The 20752-nt window shown below is 72.1% G+C and carries 21 protein-coding genes; 14 read left to right on the top strand and 7 right to left on the bottom strand.

Annotation, left to right across the window (positions count from 1 at the left end; translation table 11 throughout):
• Window positions 1–49: 49 nt before the first annotated feature.
• The 4 genes from ACFU3E_RS01730 to ACFU3E_RS01715 are packed head-to-tail and all read left to right on the top strand — an operon-like array spanning window position 50 to window position 5604.
• Window positions 50–2239, top strand: a complete 2190-nt coding sequence (locus ACFU3E_RS01730) for a phosphotransferase (RefSeq protein ID WP_384150393.1) — start codon at window positions 50–52, stop codon at window positions 2237–2239.
• 24 nt (window positions 2240–2263) lie between these two features.
• The gene (locus ACFU3E_RS01725) at window positions 2264–2887 is read left to right on the top strand and encodes a TetR family transcriptional regulator (RefSeq protein WP_384150390.1); all 624 of its coding nucleotides are present in this window, start codon (window positions 2264–2266) and stop codon (window positions 2885–2887) included.
• A 40-nt stretch (window positions 2888–2927) separates the two neighbouring features.
• A complete protein-coding gene (locus tag ACFU3E_RS01720; RefSeq protein ID WP_384150387.1) occupies window positions 2928–4946 on the top strand; it encodes a HelD family protein in 2019 nt (672 codons plus the stop codon).
• A 34-nt stretch (window positions 4947–4980) separates the two neighbouring features.
• A complete protein-coding gene (locus ACFU3E_RS01715) occupies window positions 4981–5604 on the top strand; it encodes an RraA family protein (RefSeq protein ID WP_384150384.1) in 624 nt (207 codons plus the stop codon).
• A gap of 48 nt (window positions 5605–5652) precedes the next feature.
• On the opposite strand, the gene ACFU3E_RS01710 is transcribed toward ACFU3E_RS01715, so the two are convergent.
• Complete coding sequence (locus ACFU3E_RS01710; protein ID WP_384150381.1) at window positions 5653–6852, bottom strand: GDSL-type esterase/lipase family protein; 1200 nt, start codon at window positions 6850–6852, stop codon at window positions 5653–5655.
• Between the two features lie 5 nt (window positions 6853–6857).
• Window positions 6858–7445 (bottom strand): TetR/AcrR family transcriptional regulator, encoded by a 588-nt coding sequence (locus ACFU3E_RS01705; protein WP_384150377.1) that lies wholly within the window; start codon window positions 7443–7445, stop codon window positions 6858–6860.
• Between the two features lie 240 nt (window positions 7446–7685).
• On the opposite strand from ACFU3E_RS01705, the gene ACFU3E_RS01700 reads away from it, so the two are divergent.
• From ACFU3E_RS01700 to ACFU3E_RS01690, 3 genes are all read left to right on the top strand, one after another.
• Window positions 7686–8339 carry a class I SAM-dependent methyltransferase gene (locus ACFU3E_RS01700; RefSeq protein ID WP_384150374.1) on the top strand — a complete coding sequence of 218 codons (654 nt, stop codon included), beginning with the start codon at window positions 7686–7688 and terminating at the stop codon, window positions 8337–8339.
• 171 nt (window positions 8340–8510) lie between these two features.
• A complete protein-coding gene (locus tag ACFU3E_RS01695) occupies window positions 8511–8963 on the top strand; it encodes a hypothetical protein (protein WP_384150371.1) in 453 nt (150 codons plus the stop codon).
• Between the two features lie 160 nt (window positions 8964–9123).
• Entirely contained in the window at window positions 9124–9306 is a 183-nt protein-coding gene (locus ACFU3E_RS01690; RefSeq protein ID WP_384150368.1) for a hypothetical protein, read from the top strand.
• Window positions 9307–9578: 272 nt separating this feature from the next.
• Here the strand turns inward: ACFU3E_RS01690 and ACFU3E_RS01685 are convergent, their stop codons facing one another.
• On the bottom strand, window positions 9579–10538 hold the full coding sequence (locus ACFU3E_RS01685; RefSeq protein WP_384150365.1) for an alpha/beta hydrolase family protein: 960 nt from the start codon (window positions 10536–10538) through the stop codon (window positions 9579–9581).
• Window positions 10539–10700: 162 nt separating this feature from the next.
• Here ACFU3E_RS01685 and ACFU3E_RS01680 point away from each other — a divergent pair, with 162 nt between their 5' ends.
• From ACFU3E_RS01680 to ACFU3E_RS01665, 4 genes are all read left to right on the top strand, one after another.
• A complete protein-coding gene (locus tag ACFU3E_RS01680; protein ID WP_384150362.1) occupies window positions 10701–11297 on the top strand; it encodes a TetR/AcrR family transcriptional regulator in 597 nt (198 codons plus the stop codon).
• A gap of 472 nt (window positions 11298–11769) precedes the next feature.
• The gene (locus ACFU3E_RS01675; RefSeq protein WP_384150359.1) at window positions 11770–12405 is read left to right on the top strand and encodes a helix-turn-helix domain-containing protein; all 636 of its coding nucleotides are present in this window, start codon (window positions 11770–11772) and stop codon (window positions 12403–12405) included.
• Window positions 12406–12492: 87 nt separating this feature from the next.
• Window positions 12493–13155 carry a hypothetical protein gene (locus ACFU3E_RS01670; protein WP_384150356.1) on the top strand — a complete coding sequence of 221 codons (663 nt, stop codon included), beginning with the start codon at window positions 12493–12495 and terminating at the stop codon, window positions 13153–13155.
• 107 nt (window positions 13156–13262) lie between these two features.
• Entirely contained in the window at window positions 13263–13595 is a 333-nt protein-coding gene (locus ACFU3E_RS01665) for a DUF2516 family protein (protein WP_384150353.1), read from the top strand.
• Between the two features lie 22 nt (window positions 13596–13617).
• On the opposite strand, the gene ACFU3E_RS01660 is transcribed toward ACFU3E_RS01665, so the two are convergent.
• The 3 genes from ACFU3E_RS01660 to ACFU3E_RS01650 form a co-directional block, all read right to left on the bottom strand.
• Window positions 13618–14964 (bottom strand): PP2C family protein-serine/threonine phosphatase, encoded by a 1347-nt coding sequence (locus tag ACFU3E_RS01660; RefSeq protein ID WP_384150350.1) that lies wholly within the window; start codon window positions 14962–14964, stop codon window positions 13618–13620.
• Window positions 14965–15265: 301 nt separating this feature from the next.
• Window positions 15266–16348: an NlpC/P60 family protein gene (locus tag ACFU3E_RS01655; RefSeq protein WP_384150347.1), complete on the bottom strand. Its 1083-nt coding sequence runs from the start codon at window positions 16346–16348 to the stop codon at window positions 15266–15268.
• Window positions 16349–16544: 196 nt separating this feature from the next.
• Entirely contained in the window at window positions 16545–17363 is an 819-nt protein-coding gene (locus tag ACFU3E_RS01650; RefSeq protein WP_384150344.1) for a class I SAM-dependent methyltransferase, read from the bottom strand.
• 203 nt (window positions 17364–17566) lie between these two features.
• Between ACFU3E_RS01650 and mshA the strand changes: the two genes are divergently transcribed.
• Entirely contained in the window at window positions 17567–18904 is a 1338-nt protein-coding gene (mshA, locus tag ACFU3E_RS01645) for a D-inositol-3-phosphate glycosyltransferase (protein ID WP_384150341.1), read from the top strand.
• Window positions 18897–19406: a YbjN domain-containing protein gene (locus ACFU3E_RS01640; RefSeq protein ID WP_384150338.1), complete on the top strand. Its 510-nt coding sequence runs from the start codon at window positions 18897–18899 to the stop codon at window positions 19404–19406. The genes mshA and ACFU3E_RS01640 overlap by 8 nt, the downstream gene beginning before the upstream one ends.
• Here ACFU3E_RS01640 and ACFU3E_RS01635 read toward each other — a convergent pair.
• The gene (locus ACFU3E_RS01635; RefSeq protein ID WP_384150335.1) at window positions 19403–20251 is read right to left on the bottom strand and encodes a helix-turn-helix domain-containing protein; all 849 of its coding nucleotides are present in this window, start codon (window positions 20249–20251) and stop codon (window positions 19403–19405) included. The two genes, ACFU3E_RS01640 and ACFU3E_RS01635, sit on opposite strands and share 4 nt — an antisense overlap.
• A gap of 48 nt (window positions 20252–20299) precedes the next feature.
• Between ACFU3E_RS01635 and ACFU3E_RS01630 the strand changes: the two genes are divergently transcribed.
• On the top strand, window positions 20300–20725 hold the full coding sequence (locus ACFU3E_RS01630) for a DUF2000 family protein (protein WP_384150332.1): 426 nt from the start codon (window positions 20300–20302) through the stop codon (window positions 20723–20725).
• Window positions 20726–20752 lie beyond the last annotated feature (27 nt).

The following is a 20752-nucleotide window of genomic DNA, read 5'->3' as shown; positions in this document are numbered from 1 at the left end:
CCTACCGTTTGCCATACCGTCCCCCCTTCTCGTACTTCCGGAGCGGCCAGTGGGCGCACCTCCTCGTCCCCGTCCTCTTCTCGGGGAGCGCGCCGCACACGACGCCACCTACCGGGCCTTCGTGAAACTCGCCACCGAGCTGGGGCAGGAGAGCAGTGGCCACCACAACCGGAACTACGTCCTTTCCCTGACGGAGGGCATGGCCCGGATGGTCGGCGGTGAGGCCGGCACCTGCGTGACCGTGCGGATCCGGCGTCCGGACGTGCTGCCCGTGGTCATCCGGACCTGGCAGAACGAGGCCGACATCCTCGCCGCCGTCCGGGGGGTCCTGCCGCACGCGCCGCAATGTCTGGTCAAGCGGGACGATTTCGCGATCCACAGCTTTGTGGACGGTGTGCCGCTCTCCAGCGTCTGCGGCAACGGCAAGCCCGTAGACACCCTGCTCATCAAGGCACTGGCCGGTCTGCTCGCCCAGATGGCCCAGGTGCGGAGAGGCGCGTTGCCCGCCCTGCCGGCCGTCTGGCCCCGCAACGACACGGACAGCCAGGGCTTCCTGCGGACCATGGTCCACCTGGCCGACCAGCAGATCAGACGGCCCAACCGGGACGGGTTCGGCGGGCTGTTCGCGGCGCTGGGCATCCCCGAGGACGCGCTCGCCGGGCTGGCGGGGCGGGTGCCCGCCATGGCCCGGCGGCCCTACAGCCTGCTCCACGCCGATCTGCACCGGGACAACGTGATCGTGTCGTACGCGGGCGACCCGCCCCTCATCTGCGTCGACTGGGAGCTGGCGACCTACGGCGACCCGCTGCACGACCTCGCGACCCACCTCGTCCGCATGCGGTACCCGGCGCACCAGTGGGCCGAAGTGGTCGACTCCTGGGCCGAGGCCATGCAGGAGGTCCGCCCGGCCGCGGTCAACGGCCTGGCCAAGGACCTGCGGCACTACCTGGCGTTCGAGCGGGCGCAGTCCGTCTTCCCGGACGTGATGCGGGCCGCCCGGTCCCTCGAGGAATCGTTCACGCAGACGAGCCTGGACGAGGCGACGGCCGAGGTGCGGCGGGCCCTCGAAGCGGCGGCGGAACCGCTGCGGCTCGTCGGTGTGCCGAAGGAGGGCGAGATCCGGCGGGCCCTGTTCCGGTGGTTGGTGTCGCGGAGGAACGGGGACATCACCGGCCGCGCCTGGATCGCGAAGGCGTTCGAGTGGCGGCCCGACCGGCGGGTGCCGGAGCGCCCCGGCTTCCCGCCCGCCGCGGTCCGGGAGGCCCTGCTGGCGGAGGGCGCCGCGCCCGCGGGCAGGGTGTTCAAGGGCACCGCGCACCTGAACACCGTGGTGTCGGTGCCCGGTTTCGGCTCTCCGGTGGTCGTACGGCGGAAGCTGCCCGAGGTGTGCCGGCGGGAGCGCGGCTTCCTCAGCGAGCACGCCGTGCTGCGCGCGATCGAGGAGTCGTCGATCGGGGTGGCGGCGCCGAAGGTGCTCGCCCTGGGCGAGACCTACCAGAGCGACACCATCGCCATCCACACGTACGTCGGGCCGCGGGACGTCGGCCGGCCCCCCCACCACCCCGTCCACGGCCTGCTGCCGCACGAGGCGGACGGCCTGGTGGACCAGCTGTGCGCCCTGACGCACGTCAGATACAAGCAGGTCGACCCGACCGCCGGCGAGGGCGCGTTCCACCGCTGGCTGCGGGACCAGCTGATCGCTCTGGTGCGGGACCTGCCGAAGGAGTCGCAGCAACTGGCCCGGCACCTCGGGCTGCCCGACGCGGACCGGTTGCAGCTGATCCTGTCCCGGCACGAGGTGAGCCACCGGGAGCCCGCGCTCCTGCACGGTGACCTGAACCCCTGGAACCTCGTACGCCGCGACGACCGTCTGGCGCTGACCATCATCGACTGGGAGATGGCCGTCGTCGGAGACCCCCTCTACGACCTCGTACGGCACATGCACCTCACCCCGACCCGGCCGGAGATCAGGGACCGCATGTTCCGCCGCTGGGAGCGCCTGCTGCCCGCCGAGTACACCCGCGACTGGCGCGAGGACTGGCGGGTGTACCGCTGGCTGGAGATCGTGCGGTCCGCCTACGTCGACCTGGACCGCATCGTGACCGGTGCGAGCCTGGACGCCCCGAACGTCCGGCGGGCGGTGGACTCCTACGCGGTGACGCTGGCCGTCGCCACGGGCTCGCTCGGCCTTCCGGTGCGCTCCACGGCCAACCCGTATCTCGCCCGCGCCCTGGCCTGACCCGCCCCTGCGTAGGCTCCCCCCATGAGCGAGCCCGGCCTGCGTGAGCGCAAGAAACAGCGGATGTACGAGACCGTGTCGGACATCGCCGTGCGGCTCTTCCTGGAGAGGGGGTTCGACGCGGTGTCCGTCGCCGAGGTGGCGGCGGCGGCCGAGATCTCGAAGCCGACGCTGTTCCGGTACTTCCCGGCCAAGGAGGATCTGGTGCTGTACCGGATCGCCGATCACGAGGGGGAGGCCGCCCGGGTGGTGGCGGGGGCCGAGGGGGCGGCCGTGGAGGCGTTGCGGCGGCATTTCGTGGCGGGGCTGGAGCGGGGGGATCCCGTGACCGGGCTGAGTGACCGTCCCGACGTGCTCGCCTTTCACGCCCTGCTCTACGGGACGCCCGCGCTGGTCGCCCGGGCGCACACGCACCAGGAGCGGTCGGAGGCCGCGCTCGCCGAGGTGCTCGGGGGTGATCTGGACGCGCGGCTGGCGGCCGGGCAGATCATGGCCGTGCTGCGGGTCCTCGCGCTGGAGAACTGGCGGCGGATCGCGGCGGGGGAGCGGGTGGCGGACGTGCGGCCGGCCGCGGTGGCCGCGGCGGAGCGGGCGTTCGGGTGGCTCGCGGCCGGACTGCCGCCGCACCTCCAGGGTGAGACTCGGTAAATTATTTAACTCAGTCACATTTTCACGTACGCTCGGTGGCATGACCTCGCCCGAGCCTGCCCTCCAGTACGCCCTCGACCAGGAACGCGCCCACCACGAGCGCTGCCGGACCGCCCTCGCCGCGATGGTCGAGGGCGCCGGTGAACAGGTCGTCACCGGGGAGGACGTGTCCGCGTCCGGGGCCGACGCCGAAGTCCTCGGGTACCGGCTGCGCAGCCGGGCGAAGGCGCTGCGGGAACTGCCCGGGGGGCCGCTGTTCTTCGGGGCCCTGGAGGGCGGGGACGGGCAGCTGCACATCGGGCGGCTGCGCATCTCCGAGCACCCGGCCGAACCGCCCCTCGTCGTCGACTGGCGCGCACCCGTCTCGCGCGCCTTCTACCAGGCCTCGGCCCGGGACCCGCAGGGCGTCACCGTACGGCGCCGGTTCGGATGGGCGCCCGGCAGCCGGGGCGACTCCGGGGACCTCACCGGCCTGGAGGACGAGCACCTGGAGCAGGGGGAGCCCCACGACAGCGAGATCGTCGCCCGGGAGATCGAGCGGCCCCGGTTCGGGCCCATGCGGGACATCGCCGCCACCATCCAGCCCGAGCAGGACGACCTCGTACGGGGGGAACCGGCGGCCTCGGTGTGCGTGCAGGGCGCGCCCGGCACCGGCAAGACCGCCGTCGGGCTGCACCGGGCCGCGTATCTGCTCTACACGTACCCGCAGCGCATCCGGCGCGGCGGTCTGCTGATCCTCGGGCCCAACCGCACGTTCCTGTCGTACATCGCCGCGGTGCTCCCCGCCCTCGGCGAGACCGGGGTGCGGCAGTCGACCCTGGGGGAGGAGATCGCGCGCTGCCCGGTCCGGGGCGTCGACGACGAGCCGGCCGCCGTCGTGAAGCACGACGCCCGGATGGCCGCGGTGCTGCGGCGGGCGCTGTACGCGAGGGTGCGCGCCGAGGGGAGCGGCGCGGGGATCACCCTGCCGGACGGGGCCTACCGGTGGCGGGTGCAGGCCGGGGAGCTCGCGCGGATCGTGGCCGAGGTGCGGGAGGAGGAACCGCCCTACGAGGTCGGGCGGGAGCGGGTGCGGGCGCGGATCGTGCGGTGTCTTCGCGAACAGGCCGAGCGGCGGGCCGGGCCGCCCCCGAACGCCTGGATGCGGCGGGTCGAGCGGGCGCGGCCGGTGTCGGCGTACGTCGACACCGTGTGGCCGCGGGTGCGGCCCGAGGAGGTCGTGGCCGAACTCCTCGCCGACGAGGGGGCGCTGGCGGCGGCCGCCGAGGGGCTGCTCGACGCCGGTGAGCGGCGGGCGCTGCGGTGGGAGCGGCCGCCCCGGTCGTGGAAGTCGGCGCGCTGGTCGGCCGCCGACCTGGTGCTGCTCGACGAGGTGGCCGGGCTGATCGGGCATCCGGAGGGGTACGGGCACGTCGTCGTCGACGAGGCGCAGGATCTTTCCCCGATGGAGTGCCGGGCCATCGCCCGCCGGGCCCGCTTCGGTTCGCTGACGGTGCTGGGGGATCTGGCGCAGGGGACGACGCCGTGGGCGGCCCGGTCGTGGCGTACGGTCCTCGCGCACCTGGGGAAACCGGACGCGACCGTGGTCGCCCTGACCACCGGGTTCCGGGTGCCGCAGGCCGTCGTCGGGCTCGCCAACCGGCTGCTGGCGCGCCTCGACGTGGACGTGCCGGCGGCCCGTTCGCTGCGCCGGGACGGGGAGTTGCGGATGCGGGAGACCACCACGGACGGCGTGCCCCGGGCGGTCGTCGCGGCCGTACGGGACGCTCTCGGGCAGGACGGCTCGGTCGGGGTCGTCGCGGCGGACGGGGACGTCCCCCGGGTGCGGGCGGCCCTGGACGCGGCCGGCATCGAGGCGGCGGGCCCGGACGAACTCGGCGCGCGGGTCGCCCTGGTGCCCGCGAGCCTGGTCAAGGGCCTGGAGTACGACCATGTCGTGGCCGTCGAACCGGCGGCGATCGCCGAGGCGGAACAACGGGGGCTGCACCGGCTGTACGTCGTGCTGACCCGGGCGGTGTCGCGGCTGGAGGTGGTACGGGGGAGGCCCCTGCCCTTCTAGGGAACGTCGCCCGTCGGGCGCTAGGGTCCAAGTCATGGCTGGCATCGACGCGTTCGCGGACATACTCACGACCACCCTGGCCGATCTGCTGGGCCGCGAGCAGGTCATGGACATCGGGATCCGGCCGTTGTGGGGACCGGTGCCCCGGGTGGCCGGGGCGGCCTTCACCGTACGGTGCCCTCCCGGCGACAACCTGATGCTGCACGCCGCGATCCACCGGGCCGGTCCCGGCTCGGTCGTCGTCGTGGAGTCGGGCGACCTGGACTACGCCCTGGCCGGCGGCAACGTCTGCGCCGTCGCCCGCCGCAGGGGCATCACCGCGTTCGTCGCCGACGGGGTGATCCGCGACCTCGCCGAGGTCCGGGACATGGGCTTCCCGGTGTTCGCACGCGGCGTCATCCCCATCCCGGGCACCAAGTCGGCCGCGCGCCCGCTGAACGAGCGGGTGCGCTGCGGCGGGGTCACGGTCGACCCGGGCGACACGGTCGTCGCCGACGAGGAGGGCGTCGTGGTGGTCCCCGGGGCACGCCGCGAGGAGGTACTGGCCGCGGCCCGGGCCAAGCTGGCCGAGGAGTCCGCGGAGTCCCTGGACTCGTGGGAGTCGGCCCACCGCGCGCGCATCGCCGAGATCCTGGCGGACCAGGGCTTCGAGGGCTGACCGGCCGGCCTCAGCCGGCCGGTCAGCCACGCCGCGGCGGGGTACCGCTCACCCCTCTTCCGCTTCCGCGGAGGCTTCCGCGAAGGGCCCTCCCTTCGTGAAGGCCAGCTCGTGGAAGCGGTCGCCGATGTGGCGGTGGGTGGCGGCGTCCGGGTGGACGTGGTCGGGCAGGGGGAGGGCGGCGGCGTCCTTCGCGCCGTAGAGGTCGAGGCCGTCGAGGTAGTGGAGGTTCGGGTCGTCGGCGGCGCGCTGCCGGACGATGCGGGACAGCTCCTCGCGGATGACGGTGAGGGTGAGTTTGCCGGTGGTCGTCTCGGCCGGGTCGCCCATGGCGGCGAACGTCAGACGGCCCTTGCCGATCTCTTCGCCGTCCGGGGCGGTGGGGCCCGGTGTGTCCTCGTGGATGGCGCAGTGGACGGGGGAGACGAGCAGCAGCGGGGTGTCCGGGTGCCCGTCGCGGATCGTGTCGAGGAAGCCGTGCACGGCGGGGCCGAACGCGCGCAGCCGCATCGCGTCCGCGTTGACGATGTTGATGCCCGTCTTGACGCTGATCAGGTCGGCCGGGGTGTCCCGCATGGCGCGCGCGGTGAACGGGTCGAGCATCGCGCTGCCGCCGAAACCGAGGTTGGTCAGCTCCACACCGCCGCGCAACGCTGCGATCGCGGGCCAGATGGCCGTGGGGCTCGCGGCGTCCGAGCCGTGGCTGATCGAACTGCCGTGGTGCAGCCACACCCGGCGGCCCCGGTCCGGCGCGGGCGCGACGGGCGCGTCCGTGCGCAGGGCGACCAGCTCGGTGGTCTCGTTGTGCGGCAGCCAGATCTCGACGTCCTTGTCCCGCCCGGGCAGACCCGTGAAGCGGACGGTGCCGACCGGGCCCGGCGTGACCTCGCCCTCCCAGGTGGCCAGGTCGACGGTGAGGACGTTGCCGCCGGTCCCGGCGGCCTGGCCGGCCGGGACACCGTCGACGAGCAGGTCGTACAGCCCGTCCGGGCGCGACGGGAAACCGGTGTAGTCGCGCTTGGTGCGCAACGTGTCCAGCTCGACGGTGGTCGCCGCGGTACGGAACGCCAGGCGTACCCCGGAGGGCTGGGCCTCGGCCATCGCCAGCTGCGCGTTGGTGTTCTGCGCGCGGGCCCGGGCGGGGAGCCGGTGGGGGAGCAGGCCGTGCTCGGTGCGCTCCAGGTCGAGGGCGCCGCGCAGCAGGTCCGCCGTGAGGGGCGTGGTGATCCAGTCGTGCTCGGTGTGCATGGGTGTCAGCCTCGGGGTTCGGTAGGGGCCGCGGGCCAGTTCCGCAGCAGCGTGTCGAGGGCGTCGAGGATCCGGGCCCAGGTCTCCTCGGTGTCCGGGGCGCTGTGGCTGAAACCGCCGCCGAGCTCCAGGCTGACGTAACCGTGGAAGACGCTGCCGAGCAGCCGGACCGCGTGGGTCTGGTCCGGCTCCGTCAGGTCGTAGCCGCGCAGCAGTGCCCGGGTCATCTGCGCGTGCCGGACCCCGGCGCTCGCGGCCGCCGTCCGCGGGTCGAGCCGCAGCTGGGCCGCGGCGTAGCGGCCGGGGTGTTCCCGGGCGTAGTCGCGGTACACGTTCGCGAGGGCGGCCAGGGCGTCCTTGCCAGCCCGTCCGGCCAGGGCGTCGGAGGCCCGGTCGGCGAGTTCCGTGAGGGCGAGCAGGGCGATCCTGGTCTTCAGGTCCTGGGAGTTCCGCACGTGCGAGTACAGGCTCGCGACCTTGACGTCGAACCGTCGGGCGAGCGCCGAGACGGTGACCTGCTCGAAGCCGACCTCGTCGGCGAGCTCGGCGCCGGCCTCGGTCAGACGCTCCGGTGTCAGCCCTACGCGTGCCATAAGGCTCCTCCCTTCTGCCTGAAGAGAGTGTGCATCTGCCTAATAGCTTTAGGCAAATGGCTTCCGTACGCCACCGGTGCCGGCCCGGCCCCCACACCGTGCCCAGCGACAGCAGCAGGCCGCTGAGCAGCGTGAGGAACGCGACGGGGAGCAGGATCCGGTCCGTCTCACGGCGGGGGAACGCCGGCGTACCGGTGTCGGAGTACGGGTCGTGTCACCGCTGTCGCCTAGGTTCGCGGCATGACCGAGCCCTCCCACCTCACCGCGGTCCGCGAGTCCTACGACACCGTCGCCGCCGACTACGCCCGACGCGTCAAGGAACCGGCCGAGCTGGACCCGGTGTCCCGCGCGATGCTGACCGCGTTCGCCGACCTGGTACGGCCCCCGCACCCCGGGCCGGTCGCCGACCTGGGCTGCGGCCCCGGCAAGGTGACGGCCCATCTGGCCGCCCTCGGGGTGCCGGTGTTCGGCGTCGACGTGTCGCCGAGGATGGTCGAGCTGGCCCGGGCGGCGTATCCGGAACTCCGCTTCGCCGTCGGTTCGATGACCGCGCTGGACCTCGCCGACGGTGAACTCGGCGGCATCCTCGCGTACTACGCCACCCACCACACCCCGCCGCAGTGGCTGCCGACCGTCTTCTCCGAGTTCCACCGCACCCTCGCGCCCGGCGGCCGGCTGATGCTGGCCGGCCATGTCGGCAACGACGAGCACCTCCGCCCGACCCACGCCTACGGCGACCACCCGGTGTCCTACGCGTCGTACCTGCTCCCGCCGGACCGCATCGCACACCTCCTCCACCGGGCGGGCCTGGTGGTCACGACGCGGGTGGTGCAGGAGCCGGAGGGCGGGTCGAAGAGACAGGTGGGCACGTTCCTGGCGTACAAGCCGGGGTGACGCAGGCGGGGTCAGACCCGGCCTGCGCGTCGCCGAGTCCCAGGGGATGCGCGTGCCCGTACCGGACACCCTGGGCACTGAAGCGGGCGAAGACGTTCACGGACAGATCACGCACAACGCAAGGAGCGGACTATGGGCGTATCGACGACACGTCGAAGGAGTTCACCGGTCATGACCGCCCACGCCGCCGAACCGACACCGGTCGTCCCTCCCATGCCCGAACGGAACCCGAAGGCCCTGCGCGAGGCGATCGCCGAACACGCTGCCCAGCTGCTTTCCGACTTCGACGAGCACTGGAAGTGGGCTGTCGCCGACGCGTACGACATCAGCACGGTGCCCGCGTTCATGGACCGCTGGTGGGGCCAATTCGGGATCGCCCGTGATCCGAGGCTGGCCGCCCACGTGACCGATCTCGAACACCGCGCGGCCGTGTCCACAGACATCAACGAGAACGTGCGGAAGATGGTCGATGCCGCTTCTGGCTGTGAACTGAGGCGCGAACACCGCTTGGCCGCCGCTGCCCTCGGGCGACTTGGGTTGCCGGAGCTAAGCCCGACAAGAAGAACGGCGCCCGCCTCGAGTACTGGGCCTATGCCTGGAACGGCAACCGCCGCGTGCAGGTGATCGTGATCGTCCAGTACGCCCGCAAAACCGCCGACGGCGACTACGACGCCGGCCCCGGCCAGAAGATCGGTGTCATTACCGCCTACCGCAAGGGCATCCCTGGACTGAAGAACAGCCCGACCCACGACTGCGAGGGTTCCTCTTTCAGAGCCCCGGCCGGATGCGTCTGTATGTCGACCACGAGGAAGACACCGACGTGGTCGCCGCCGACGTACGACTCTCCGGTGCCCTGACCGCCTTGCTCGCGGCCCTTCCTGCCCTGATCGAGGAGGTGGAACGGACCGTGCCGGGCGACGTCGGTGACCCGCACTGTTCCCGCTTGATCAATCTCACCGACTGGTGACCCGAGAAGTCTGAGACGGTCCGGTCCTGGGATCGCCTGCACCAGGAGGCCGGACGCGGATGACGGCAGTTGCCGTGCGCATACGACCCTCTCGTGCTCAGGCTTGACCTGTCTCAGTAGACGTGGGCCATCGTGAAGCCGTGACCTGGGGTGGTTCAGGTTGAGTGAGACGGCGATGGCTGGTCTGTCTCACTCAACCTGAGCAGTTGGCGCCTGTGGCTATGTGCCATCGCGACGGCCGGGCCGTCCGATGCGCGACGTGGCTGTGGGGGCTACTTGGATTCGACTCGTCCTGCCGGGTCGAGTCCGGCCGTCAGTGCCTCGCAGGCGATCTGCCAGGTGGAGGTGCCGGGGTGGAGCTGGGTGTGGAGGTAGGCCGCGGTGAGCTGGGAAAGGACGGCGACTCGCTCGGGGTTCTCGTCGGTGGTCTCGGCGGCGTCGTATCCGGCGATCCCGCCGAGCCCGTGCTCTGCGTCGAACAGGGTGAGCAGGGTCTTGGGGCCGGGGGCGAGGGTGTAGGAGTCGGCGTGCCAGTCCGGCCCCATGTCTGTGAAGTGCCGGGAGTCGTCGTTGTCGCCGACGACGACCAACGCGGGTGCGGTCATGGTGGAGAAGTCGACGGCTCCGATGATCGGCCACAGCTCGGCCATGGGCCCGTTGAGGACGTCGCCGCCCCTGCCGGGCGCGGCGAGCAGTACGCCCGCCTTGATCCGGGGCTCGACGAGGTGCACCACGTTCCCGGTGTCGGGGTCGGTGAGCCCGGCACCCAGCAGGAGGGCGGCGGTGAAGCCTCCGAGCGAGTGTCCCGCGAGGGCGACCTTGGTGTGGTCGATCCGTCCGGCGAGCTGCGGCACGGCGTTCTCGATCACGTCGAGCCGGTCGAGGATGTGGGTCATGTCCTCGGCGCGGGAGCGCCAGAAGTCGGGTGCGCCGGGGGCGTCGGCGACCAGGTGGGTCAGTGTGCTGGAGGTGAGGTGGGTGGGTTGGACGACGACGAATCCGTGTGCCGCCCAGAAGCTGGCGAGCGGCGCGTAGCCGTTGAGCGAGGAGAGGTTGTTCGAGGGGCCGTGGCCGTGGGAGAAGAGGATGACGGGGAGGCTAGTTCCGGTCGCGGGTGCGGAAACGCGCACCTGGAGATCCACGGGACGTCCGGGCACGGACAGGACTACTGGGCTGAAGGACAGGACCGGGACTGCCGCGCCCAAGGCGTCGACGGTGGTGGATGTGCTCACGGTGTGGATTCCCTTTCGGTGGCGCCTGCCGCCCGCCGGTCCCCTGCGGGCGGACAAGGCGGTCAGGGGTGTCCCGTTTCGGCTAAGCTGAAACGGAACGATGCTCCATTTAGTATCCGGAACATTGCTCCGTTTTGTCAATCGGTGTTGAAGGAGAACGTGATGGCCGCCGAGGCTCCTGCAGGGGATTCGCCGTCCCGAAGCAAGCGGGCCGACGCTCAGCGCAACCGGGAGACGGTGCTCACTGCCGCAGCCGAGGTGTTCGTCACCTCCGGCGTCGACGCGCCGATCCGCCAGATCGCGGCCCAGGCGGGCGTCGGGATGGCCACGATCTATCGCCACTTCCCGACCCGGGCGGATCTCGTCACCGCCGTGTACCAGCACCAGATCGAGGCATGCGCCGAAGCCGGCCCGAACCTGCTGGCCATTGCCGACTCCCCGCTCGACGCACTGCGCCAATGGATCGACCTCTTCGTCGACTTCCTCGTCACCAAGCACGGCCTCGCCGACGCCCTGCAGTCGGACAGCGACCGCTTCGCCGCGCTGCACGCCTACTTCCTCGACCGCCTGCTGCCCGTCTGCGCCCAACTGCTCGACGCCGCGGTCGAGGCCGACGAAATCAGGCCCGGCACACAGCCCTACGAGCTGATGCGCGGCATCGGCAACCTCTGCATCGGACGCGACAACGACCCCCGCTACGACCCCCGACGTCTGATCGTCCTCCTCCTTCAGGGACTCCAGCGACCGCAGACGTCCTGATGCCGACGAGCGACATCGCGACCAGGCCCCTCCCCCGACCTCCACGCGATCTGAACGGCCGTCGCTCAACAGCCGGAGACGCGGCAAGCAACAGTGCCCTGAGCTGGTGCTGTCACTTCTCATGAGCATCGAACACTGCATCATCAGGACGCCGCTCAACGTCGTGGACATCCGCTGTCGTAACTCGCGAACAAAGCCATGACGTCAGTTCCCCTGCCCCGTCGGCCCCGTGTGCTGCCGGTAGGCCCGGAGCCGGGCACGGCAGTGGCTCAGAAAGAGCGAGACGGATCGGTAGATGGCCCAGATCGACCGGGACGCGAGACCAGATGACTCAGATGGACGAGACTGGCCCACCTTCAGCGAGGCAGGTCAACACCTATCGTGCTCAGGCTCAGGGGACACCCCGCGTGGCATGGCGCACTTTTGCAAGCGGGTGCTTGCAATAGTTAGCGGAGTGCTGCACTGTGGAGGCATGGCATCGCTCAACGTCGGCAATCTCGGTGACTATCTGCGCGAACAGCGGCGCACCGCGCAGCTGTCGCTCCGGCAGCTCGCCGATGCCGCCGGGGTGTCCAACCCGTATCTGAGCCAGATCGAGCGCGGGCTGCGCAAGCCGAGCGCGGAGGTGCTGCAGCAGGTCGCCAAGGCCCTGCGGATCTCCGCCGAGACGCTGTACGTCCGGGCCGGCATCCTCGATGCCGAGCGGGACCGGGACGAGGTGGAGACGCGGGCCGTCATCCTCGCCGACCCGACGCTGAGCGAGCGGCAGAAGCAGGTGCTGCTGCAGATCTACGAGTCCTTCCGCAAGGAGAACGGATTCGGGACCGGCGACGACTCGGAGGTCTCGGGTGTCCCGGACGGCTCGGGCGGCGCGGGCGTCGTCGGTGTCGCCGACGACGGTGCGGTGAGTGTCGACGGGGACGCTTCCGACGCCGGCACCGGGATACCGCGGACCGGCCCGGCCGACGGCGGTCAGCCCGCCCGGCGCCGTAGCCGCAAGAGCGTCAGCAAGAGCGACATCACGAACGACGGCGGTACGCCCGCCACCCGCCGGACCCGCAAGGGCACCGGCGGCAGTGACACCGACCCGCAGCAGACGGCCGGCTAGCCGGACCAGGGCACGGGCCGCCCGCCGCGGATCACACAACCCTCAGCCGAACCCTCAAGCGAGACAGAATCCGGGAGGACCATCACCATGGCCATCACCGACGACCTGCGCAAGACCTTCAGCGACCCGACCCCGCTCTACTTCGCCGCAGGCACCGCCGACCTCGCCCTTCAGCAGGCCAAGAAGGTGCCGGCCCTGGTGGAGCAGCTGCGCTCCGAGGCCCCCGCGCGGATCGACGCCGTACGCAACACCGACACCAAGGCCGTGCAGGAGAAGGCGTCCGCCCGGGCCAAGGAGGCCTCCGCCCGCGTCAAGGAGACGCAGGAGAGCCTGCAGACCAAGGTCACGACGTTCATCGGCTCCCTCGACGCCGACTTCAAGAAGCTCGGCAGCAACCTCGACGCGGACCTGAAGAAGTTCGGCGAGGGCGCCCAGGACTTCGCGCTGCGCGGCGTCGGCGTGGCCGCCGAGTACGCCGTCAAGGCCCGCGAGACCTACGAGAAGGTCGCCGAGCACGGCGAGCAGGCCGTGCGGACCTGGCGCGGCGAGGCCGCCGACAGCATCGAGGACGTCGCCGAGGGCGTCGAGGAGCTGGCCGTGGCCGTCGAGCCGAAGCCGCAGCCGGTCGAGGTCAAGGAGGAGCCGGCGAAGCCGGCCGCCGCCGCCCAGGCGAAGAAGGCCCCCGCCGCCAAGAAGGCCCCGGCACGCAAGACCACCACCGCGAAGAAGACCACCCCGCCCGCCAAGTAGGACGGCGGAGCGGCCGAACGGGCCGGGCACCCTGGGGGTGTCCGGCCCGTTGTACGGGTACGGTGACCGCGTAGGACAAGCCGAGTCAGGTGGTGGACGTTGTGCTGATGCAGGGCTTCGCAGGGTTGATGTGGCTACTGAGCATGGCTCTGATCGTTTTCAGCGGCTTCGCGCTGTTCGACGCGGCGGTGCGCCGGGAGGACGCCTACCGCGCGGCCGACAAGAAGACCAAGCCCTTCTGGCTGATCATCCTCGGGATCGCCTTCGTGGTGAACCTGCTCTTCCCGATCCTGTCGTTCCTGCCGATCATCGGCCTCATCGCGACGATCGTGTACATGGTCGACGTACGGCCCGCGATCCGGGCGCTCCCGGGCGGCGGCCGCAGCAGGCGCGGCTCCAGCAGTGACGGCCCCTACGGCCCGTGGAACGGCGGCCGGTAAGGCCCCCCAGCGTTGCCCTGCGCTACGGCACCCGGTCCAGCAGCAGTACCGCCACGTCGTCCGTCAGTTCGCCGCCGTTGAGGTCGCGCACCTCGTTCACCGCCGCCTGCAGCAGCTGCTCGCCCCGCAGGCCCTCGGCGAACTGGCGGCGGATCATCTCCGTCATGCCGTCCTGGCCGAGCCGCTCCCGGCCCTGGCCGATGTGGCCCTCGATCAGGCCGTCGGTGTAGAGCATCAGGCTCCACTCGGCCCCCAGCTCCACCTGCATCCGCGGCCAGCGGGCGCCGGGCAGCAGCCCGAGGGCGGGCCCGTTGTTGTCGTAGGGCAGCAGGCGGGCCGGCTTGCCCGGGCGGGCCAGCAGCGGCGACGGGTGGCCCGCAAGGCACAGGCCCGCGCGGCGGCCGTCCGGCGCGATGTCCACCGTGCACAGGGTCGCGAAGATCTCGTCGTCGGCCCGCTCGTGCTCCAGCACCTGCTGCAGCGTGCCCAGCAGCTGGTCGCCGCACAGGCCCGCCAGCGTCAGCGCACGCCACGCGATCCGCAGCTCCACGCCGAGGGCGGCCTCGTCCGGACCGTGCCCGCAGACGTCACCGATCATGGCGTGCACGGTGCCGTCCGGCGTGCGCACGACGTCGTAGAAGTCGCCGCCGAGCAGGGCGCGCGAGCGGCCCGGGCGGTAGCGGGCGGCGAAGCGCAGCGGGGAGCCCTCCAGCAGCGGCGTCGGCAGCAGGCCGCGCTCCAGGCGGCGGTTCTCCTGCGCCCGCAGCCGGCCTTCGGCGAGCCTGCGCTCGGCCGACTCGGAGCGCTTGCGCTCCACGGCGTAGCGGATCGCCCGGCTCAGCAGCCTGCCGTCCAGTTCGTCGCGGAAGAGGTAGTCCTGGGCGCCCACGCGCACGGCCTCGGCGCCGCGCTCGGCGTCGCCGGACGCGGTCAGCGCCAGGACGGCGTGCCGGGGCGCGAGCTCCAGCACGTGCCGGAGCACGGCGAGCTCGTCCTCGGAGTCGCTGTGGCCCGGCGCGGGCAGCGCCAGGTCCAGCAGGATGCAGTGGACGTCGTCGGTCAGCAGCCGCCCGGCCTCCGTCAGGTTGCGGGCCGTGCGGACGCGGATCGGCTTGCCTGCCTGGTCGAGCATGTCCGGCACGATCGGCGAACCGGCCGGGTCGTCCTCGATCAGCAGCAGCGTCAGGTTGGTGTGGGCGGTGCTGTTCTCCACCTTGTCCGTGGTGTTCCCGGCGGTGTCCGGCGTGCGGCCCGCGGGCGTGGCGTCCTTCACGGACTCCTCGGCCGAGCCGCAGCGCGGGGACGCGGCCTGCGCCTGACCACTCTCCACGGCCGGGATCGCTCTCTGCCGCGGTATGGGTACGGGCATCGTCTTGGGTTCCTTCCCTCCCCCCGAGGGCACGGCGGGGACGAGGGACCTCGACCCACCGACGGGGACCATAGCGGGTGTCGGCGCCGCATTGGAATGGTGTGAGCCACGCCGCTGCGCCACCGGCCAGTGTCATATGCCGCGATATGCGCCTCAGTTGGACAGCTCGGAGATGCTGCGGGGATGACGAACGTCACGTCAGCGCACGGTCCGCTCGCGGTGGGGGTGGAGTGGGTCACGTGGGCCAGGTCACCGCGGGTGTCCGATATCCGGTGTGCCGCCGCCGGGCCGCCGCCCGCGTTCAGTTGGCGTCGGCGTCGGGCCGTACCACGCCGAGGATGGGCATGGATCCGGCCCCCGCGATCGTCACGGTCCGGCCGGGGCGCGGCGCGTGCACCATCGCTCCGTCACCGATGTACATCGCGACATGGCTGGCGTCGCCGAAGTAGATGATGAGGTCACCGGGCCGCATGTCCTGGATGTCGATGTGCCGCAGCTGCCTCCACTGCTCCTGCGAGGTGCGCGGGATGCCGCGCCCGGCGGAGATCCAGGCCTGTGACGTCAGCCCCGAGCAGTCGTAGGTCTTCGGGCCCTCGGCGCCCCACTGGTACGGCTTGCCGATCTGCGCCGTGGCGTACTTCACGGCCTTCTTGCCCTGCTCGGAGGCCTTTCCGTCGATCTCGTCGAGGATGCCCGAGTCGAGCCAGGCGGCCTGTGCCTTGTTCGCGGCCTCCTTCTCCAGCTCGGCGAGGCGCTCCTGCTCCTCCTTCTGCAGCTCGGACTCGAGCTTCTCCGCCTGCGCGATCTGCTTCTCGATCTTCTTCTGGGCGGCGGCCTTGGCCTTGCGGCCCGCCTCGAGCTTCTTCAGCTGGGCGGAGGCGTCCTTGGCGTACTGCTCCAAGTCCTCCTGCGTGCGGGTCAGGTCGCCGAGCAGGCCCTTGGTCGCGTGGTGGCCCTCGCGGACCCGGCCCGCGCCGTCCAGGAAGTCCTGCGGATCGTCGCTCAGCACCAGATGGGCCTCGGGCGGCAGCCCGCCACCGCGGTACTGGGCGGCGGCCGCGGCGCCCGCGCGGTCCTTCAGCTGCCTGAGCTTCTCCTGGCCCTTGACGATCTTCTTGGCCAGTTCGACGACCTCGGCGGACTGCTTGTCCGCCTTCTCCTCGGCGGCGTTGTACTCGTCGGTGGCGCGGCCCGCGGCGCGGTAGAGCGTGTCGAGCTTCTTGCGGACGGCCTCGAGGTCCTTGGCGGGTGCGATGGCCTGGCCCGTGCTCGGGGCGGGGGAGGGGGTGGGGTTCGCGAACGCCGTGCCCGGTGCCGCCAGCACCGTGACCGCGCAGACCACGGCCACCGCCGTCGCGATCAGGCCACGCTTGCCCGTTCCCATGCCTCAGCCCCCAACTGATTAACCGTCAGTAACTTGCGGTTCGTCTGGGGATGCTGCCACGTCGGCTGGGAAAGCGACAGGGGTAGTACTTCCCGCCACCCCTTCGCCGGTATGCCCCCGGCATCACGATCCCCCGCCGGTGTGACGAACGACTCGAAGAGATCGTTCCCAACGGGCCCCGCCCGGACCGGAGGAGTCAGGCGCCCGGGGCCAATGCCTCCCACCGAACCGTCACTTCGCCCTGCCGCCACCGCACCGGCCCGTCCGCCACCGGCCAGTCGGCCGTCAGATCCCGTACCGCCCGGATCCAGCGCTGCCGGGCACCGTAGGAGGCGTAGGGGGCGGCGGCCGCCCAGGCGCGGTCGAAGTCGCGCAGGAAGGCGTGCACCGGCTCGCCCGGGACGTTGCGGTGGATGAGCGCCTTCGGCAGGCGTTCGGCCAGGTCCGAGGGGCGCTCCAGGGAGCCGAGCCGGGTGGCGAAGGTGACCGTGCGCGGTCCCTCCGGGCCGAGCGCGACCCACACGTGCCGGCGCCCGATCTCGTCGCAGGTCCCCTCGACCAGCAGCCCGCCGCGCGACCCGGTCGCCGGATCGGCCGGTGCGAGCCGTGCGCACAGCCGCTGCCACACGGCCGCGACCTCGCCCTCCTCGTACTGCCGCAGCACGTTCGCCGCGCGGACGAGCAGGGGCCGATCCGGGATCGGGATCTCGAAGCCGCCGTGCCGGAAGACCAGCCCCGCCCGCTCGTAGGGCAGCGCCGCCGCGACCCGGGCCGGTTCGATCTCGACGCCCACCACCCGCGCCCGTGGCGCGACCGCGCGCAGGCGCCGCAGCAGTTCCACGGCCGTCCAGGGGGCGGCGCCGTAGCCGAGGTCGACCGCCACCGGGTCGGCGGCGCGGCGCAGCTCGGCGCCGTGCGTGGCCGCGATCCAGCGGTCCATGCGCCGCAGCCGGTTGGGGTTGGTCGTCCCGCGCGTCACCGTGCCCAGGGGTCGGGTCGCTGCGCGGGATGCCATGCGTACGAGGGTATGCGGCCCCGGATGCGACCACCGGCGGCCCTGACCCGGCCCCCTCCGTCCTCGAACGGTTGAGCGACGAGTGGTAATGATTCGGTAAAACTCCCGAATCGGGAAATGGAGCACCTCCTTCCGGCGTTGCACCCCGTCGGAGGGCACCGTGCGCCCTGCGAAGGCTTGCCCGGAGCGAGGAGGAACGCCACGTGAGCCAGTACATCGGCAGGCTCGGCCGGCGCTCCGCGTCGTCGCCCGCCCGCCTCCGGCTGCACCGCAGGCCCCGCCGGGTCGCCATGCTCTCCGTGCACACCTCCCCGCTCCACCAGCCGGGCACCGGCGACGCCGGCGGCATGAACGTCTACATCGTGGAGCTCGCGCAGCGCCTCGCCGCGCACGGCATCGAGGTCGAGATCTTCACGCGCGCGACCGCCGCCGCCCTCCCCCCGACCGTCGAGCTGGCCCCCGGCGTCCTCGTCCGGCACATCGACGCCGGCCCCTACGAGGGCCTCAACAAGGAGGACCTCCCCGCCCAGCTGTGCGCCTTCACCCACGGCGTGATGCAGGCCTGGGCCCATCACCGCCCCGGCCACTACGACCTGGTCCACTCCCACTACTGGCTCTCCGGCCACGTCGGCTGGCTCGCCGCCCAGCGCTGGGGCGTCCCCCTGGTGCACGCCATGCACACCATGGCCAAGGTCAAGAACGCCAACCTGGCCGACGGCGACACCCCCGAACCGGCCGCCCGCGTCATCGGCGAGACCCAGATCGTCTCCGCCGCCGACCGCCTCATCGCCAACACCACCGAAGAGGCCGACGAACTGGTCCGGCACTACGCGGCCGAGACCGACAAGGTCGCCGTGGTCCACCCCGGCGTGAACCTCGGCCGCTTCTCGCCCGCCGACGGCCGCGCCGCCGCCCGGGCCCGCCTCGGTCTGCCCCAGGACGCGCTGATCCCGCTCTTCGCCGGCCGCATCCAGCCCCTGAAGGCCCCGGACGTGCTGCTGCGCGCCGTCGCCGTCCTCCTCGACGAGCGCCCCGAACTGCGCTCGCGCATCCTCGTGCCCGTCGTCGGCGGCCCCTCCGGCAGCGGTCTGGCCAAGCCCGAGGGCCTGCAGAAGCTGGCCGCACGGCTGGGCATCGCGGACGTCGTACGGTTCCGCCCGCCGGTCGGCCAGGAGCAGCTGGCGGACTGGTTCCGCGCCGCCTCCGTGCTGGTCATGCCCTCCTACAGCGAGTCCTTCGGCCTGGTCGCCATAGAGGCCCAGGCGGCCGGCACCCCGGTCCTGGCCGCGTCGGTCGGCGGCCTGCCGGTCGCCGTGCGTGACGGGCACACCGGCTTCCTCGTCCGCGGGCACGATCCGGCCGACTACGCGCGCGTGCTGGGCGCATTCGCCGACGACCCGCAGCTGGTGCCCCGGCTCGGCGACCAGGCCGCCCGGCACGCCCAGTCCTTCGGCTGGGACACGGCGGCCGCCGCCACGGCGGACGTCTACACGGCCGCGATGCAGGCACACCGCCGTCGCGTACGCTCGCTGCATGGGTGAAACCGATCAGCAACAGCGGGCGGCACAGGTCGTCGAGGAAGCGCTGAAGGACGCCGGCCTGGAGTGGGAGAGCCCCCAGCCCGGCACCTACGTCACGCAGCTTCCCGGCACCCGCAAGCTGAAGACGACGGTCTCCCTGATCGTGGGCCGCCACTCCCTGTCACTGAACGCCTTCGTCATCCGCCACCCCGACGAGAACGAGCAGGGCGTCCACCGCTGGCTCCTGGAGCGCAACCTCAAGCTCTACGGCGTGAGTTACGCCGTCGACCAGCACGGCGACGTCTACGTCACCGGCCGCCTCTCCCTGACCGCCGTCACCGCCGACGAACTCGACCGCCTGCTCGGCCAGGTCCTGGAGGCCTCCGACGGCGCCTTCAACACCCTGCTGGAGCTGGGCTTCGCCGCGGCGATCCGCAAGGAGTACGCGTGGCGGGTGTCGCGGGGGGAGTCCACGCGCAACCTGGACGCGTTCGCGCACCTGACCCAGCGCCCCGAGCGCTAACCCGCCTTGTAGCGCCCCGGCGGCACTCCCACCAGCTTCCGGAAGTGCCGGGTGAGGTGCGACTGGTCGTAGAACCCGGCCGCCACCGCCACCTCGCCCGGTGAGCGCCCCTCCAGGAGCAGCCGCCGGGCCCGCCCCACACGCAGGGACGTCAGGTACTGGTGCGGGGCGATGCCGTAGGCCGTGCTGAACGCCCGGACGAGATGGGCGGGATGGGCGCCGAGCAGCCCGGCGGCCTCCCGCAGCCCGACGCCCTCGACGATCCGCTCGTCCAGCAACTCGCGCAGCCGGCGGGCGAGAACGGGATCGGCCGGCCGGGGGGAAGCGGGGTCGTCCCGCAGATGCCCGCGCAGCCGCTCCCCGACGAACAACAGCCTGCTCTCGGCCTCCAGTTCCTCACCGGGCCGGCCCAGCGCGCCGTGCACCTGCCCCACGCGCCGCCGCAGCAGCGGATCGCGCAGATCGGGCCGGTCGACGGCGGCGCCGATGAACTCGTCCCCGAGATACGTCCGGTCGAGGTACAGCACCCGCTTGCGGAAGCCCTCCGCGGTGACGGGGGAGCCGTTGTGCGGCACGTGCGGCGGCAGCAGCGACACGGTGTCGTGCGGGGTGCCGTGCTCGTGCCGGTCGAGGTCGTACCGTACGGCGCCGGTGTCGACGATCAGCAGCGTCCAGGCCTCGTGGACGTGCATCGGATACGCGTACTCGGTGAACCGCGCGTGGAAGACCTCGACGACACCCGGGACGGCGGGCCGCCAGGCGGACACGATCCGCTGCCGGGCCGGCCCGTCCGGGTGCGGGGGCTGCGTGCGCGGGGGCTTCGTGCGCGTCGGCGGGGAGGCCATGCAAAGAACGTACAAGACCCCGCCGGGGCCGCCGGGCACGCTCGGGCCATGAACACCGAACCGATCCGCTTCGACACGAAGATCGCCGTGCTGCTGCGCGCGGACCTGGAGCCCTGGCAGCGCCTCAACGTGACATCGTTCCTGGTCAGTGGCTTGGGGACACAGCTTCCCGAGGTGATCGGCGAACCGTACGAGGACGCGGACGGCGTGCCCTACCTCCCCATGTTCCGCCAGCCGGTCATGGTCTTCGAGGCCACCAAGGAAACCCTGACCACCGCTCACGCCCGTGCCCTCTCCCGCGCCCTGCCCCGCGCGGTCTTCACCTCCGACCTCTTCGCCACGGGCAACGACCGCGACAACCGCGCCGCCGTGCGGGCCGTGCCGACCGCGGAACTGGATCTCGTGGGACTCGCGGTCCACGGCCCGAAGAACGCGGTGGACAAGGTGGTGAAGGGGGCACGGATGCACCCGTGAGCCCGGGCACGGGCGGGACGACGACCA

It is taken from the genome of Streptomyces sp. NPDC057424 (assembly GCF_042803315.1).
Taxonomy (GTDB): Bacteria; Actinomycetota; Actinomycetes; order Streptomycetales; family Streptomycetaceae; genus Streptomyces.
Note: the sequence above shows the minus strand (reverse complement) of the source record. Positions and strands in the feature narration are given on the sequence as shown.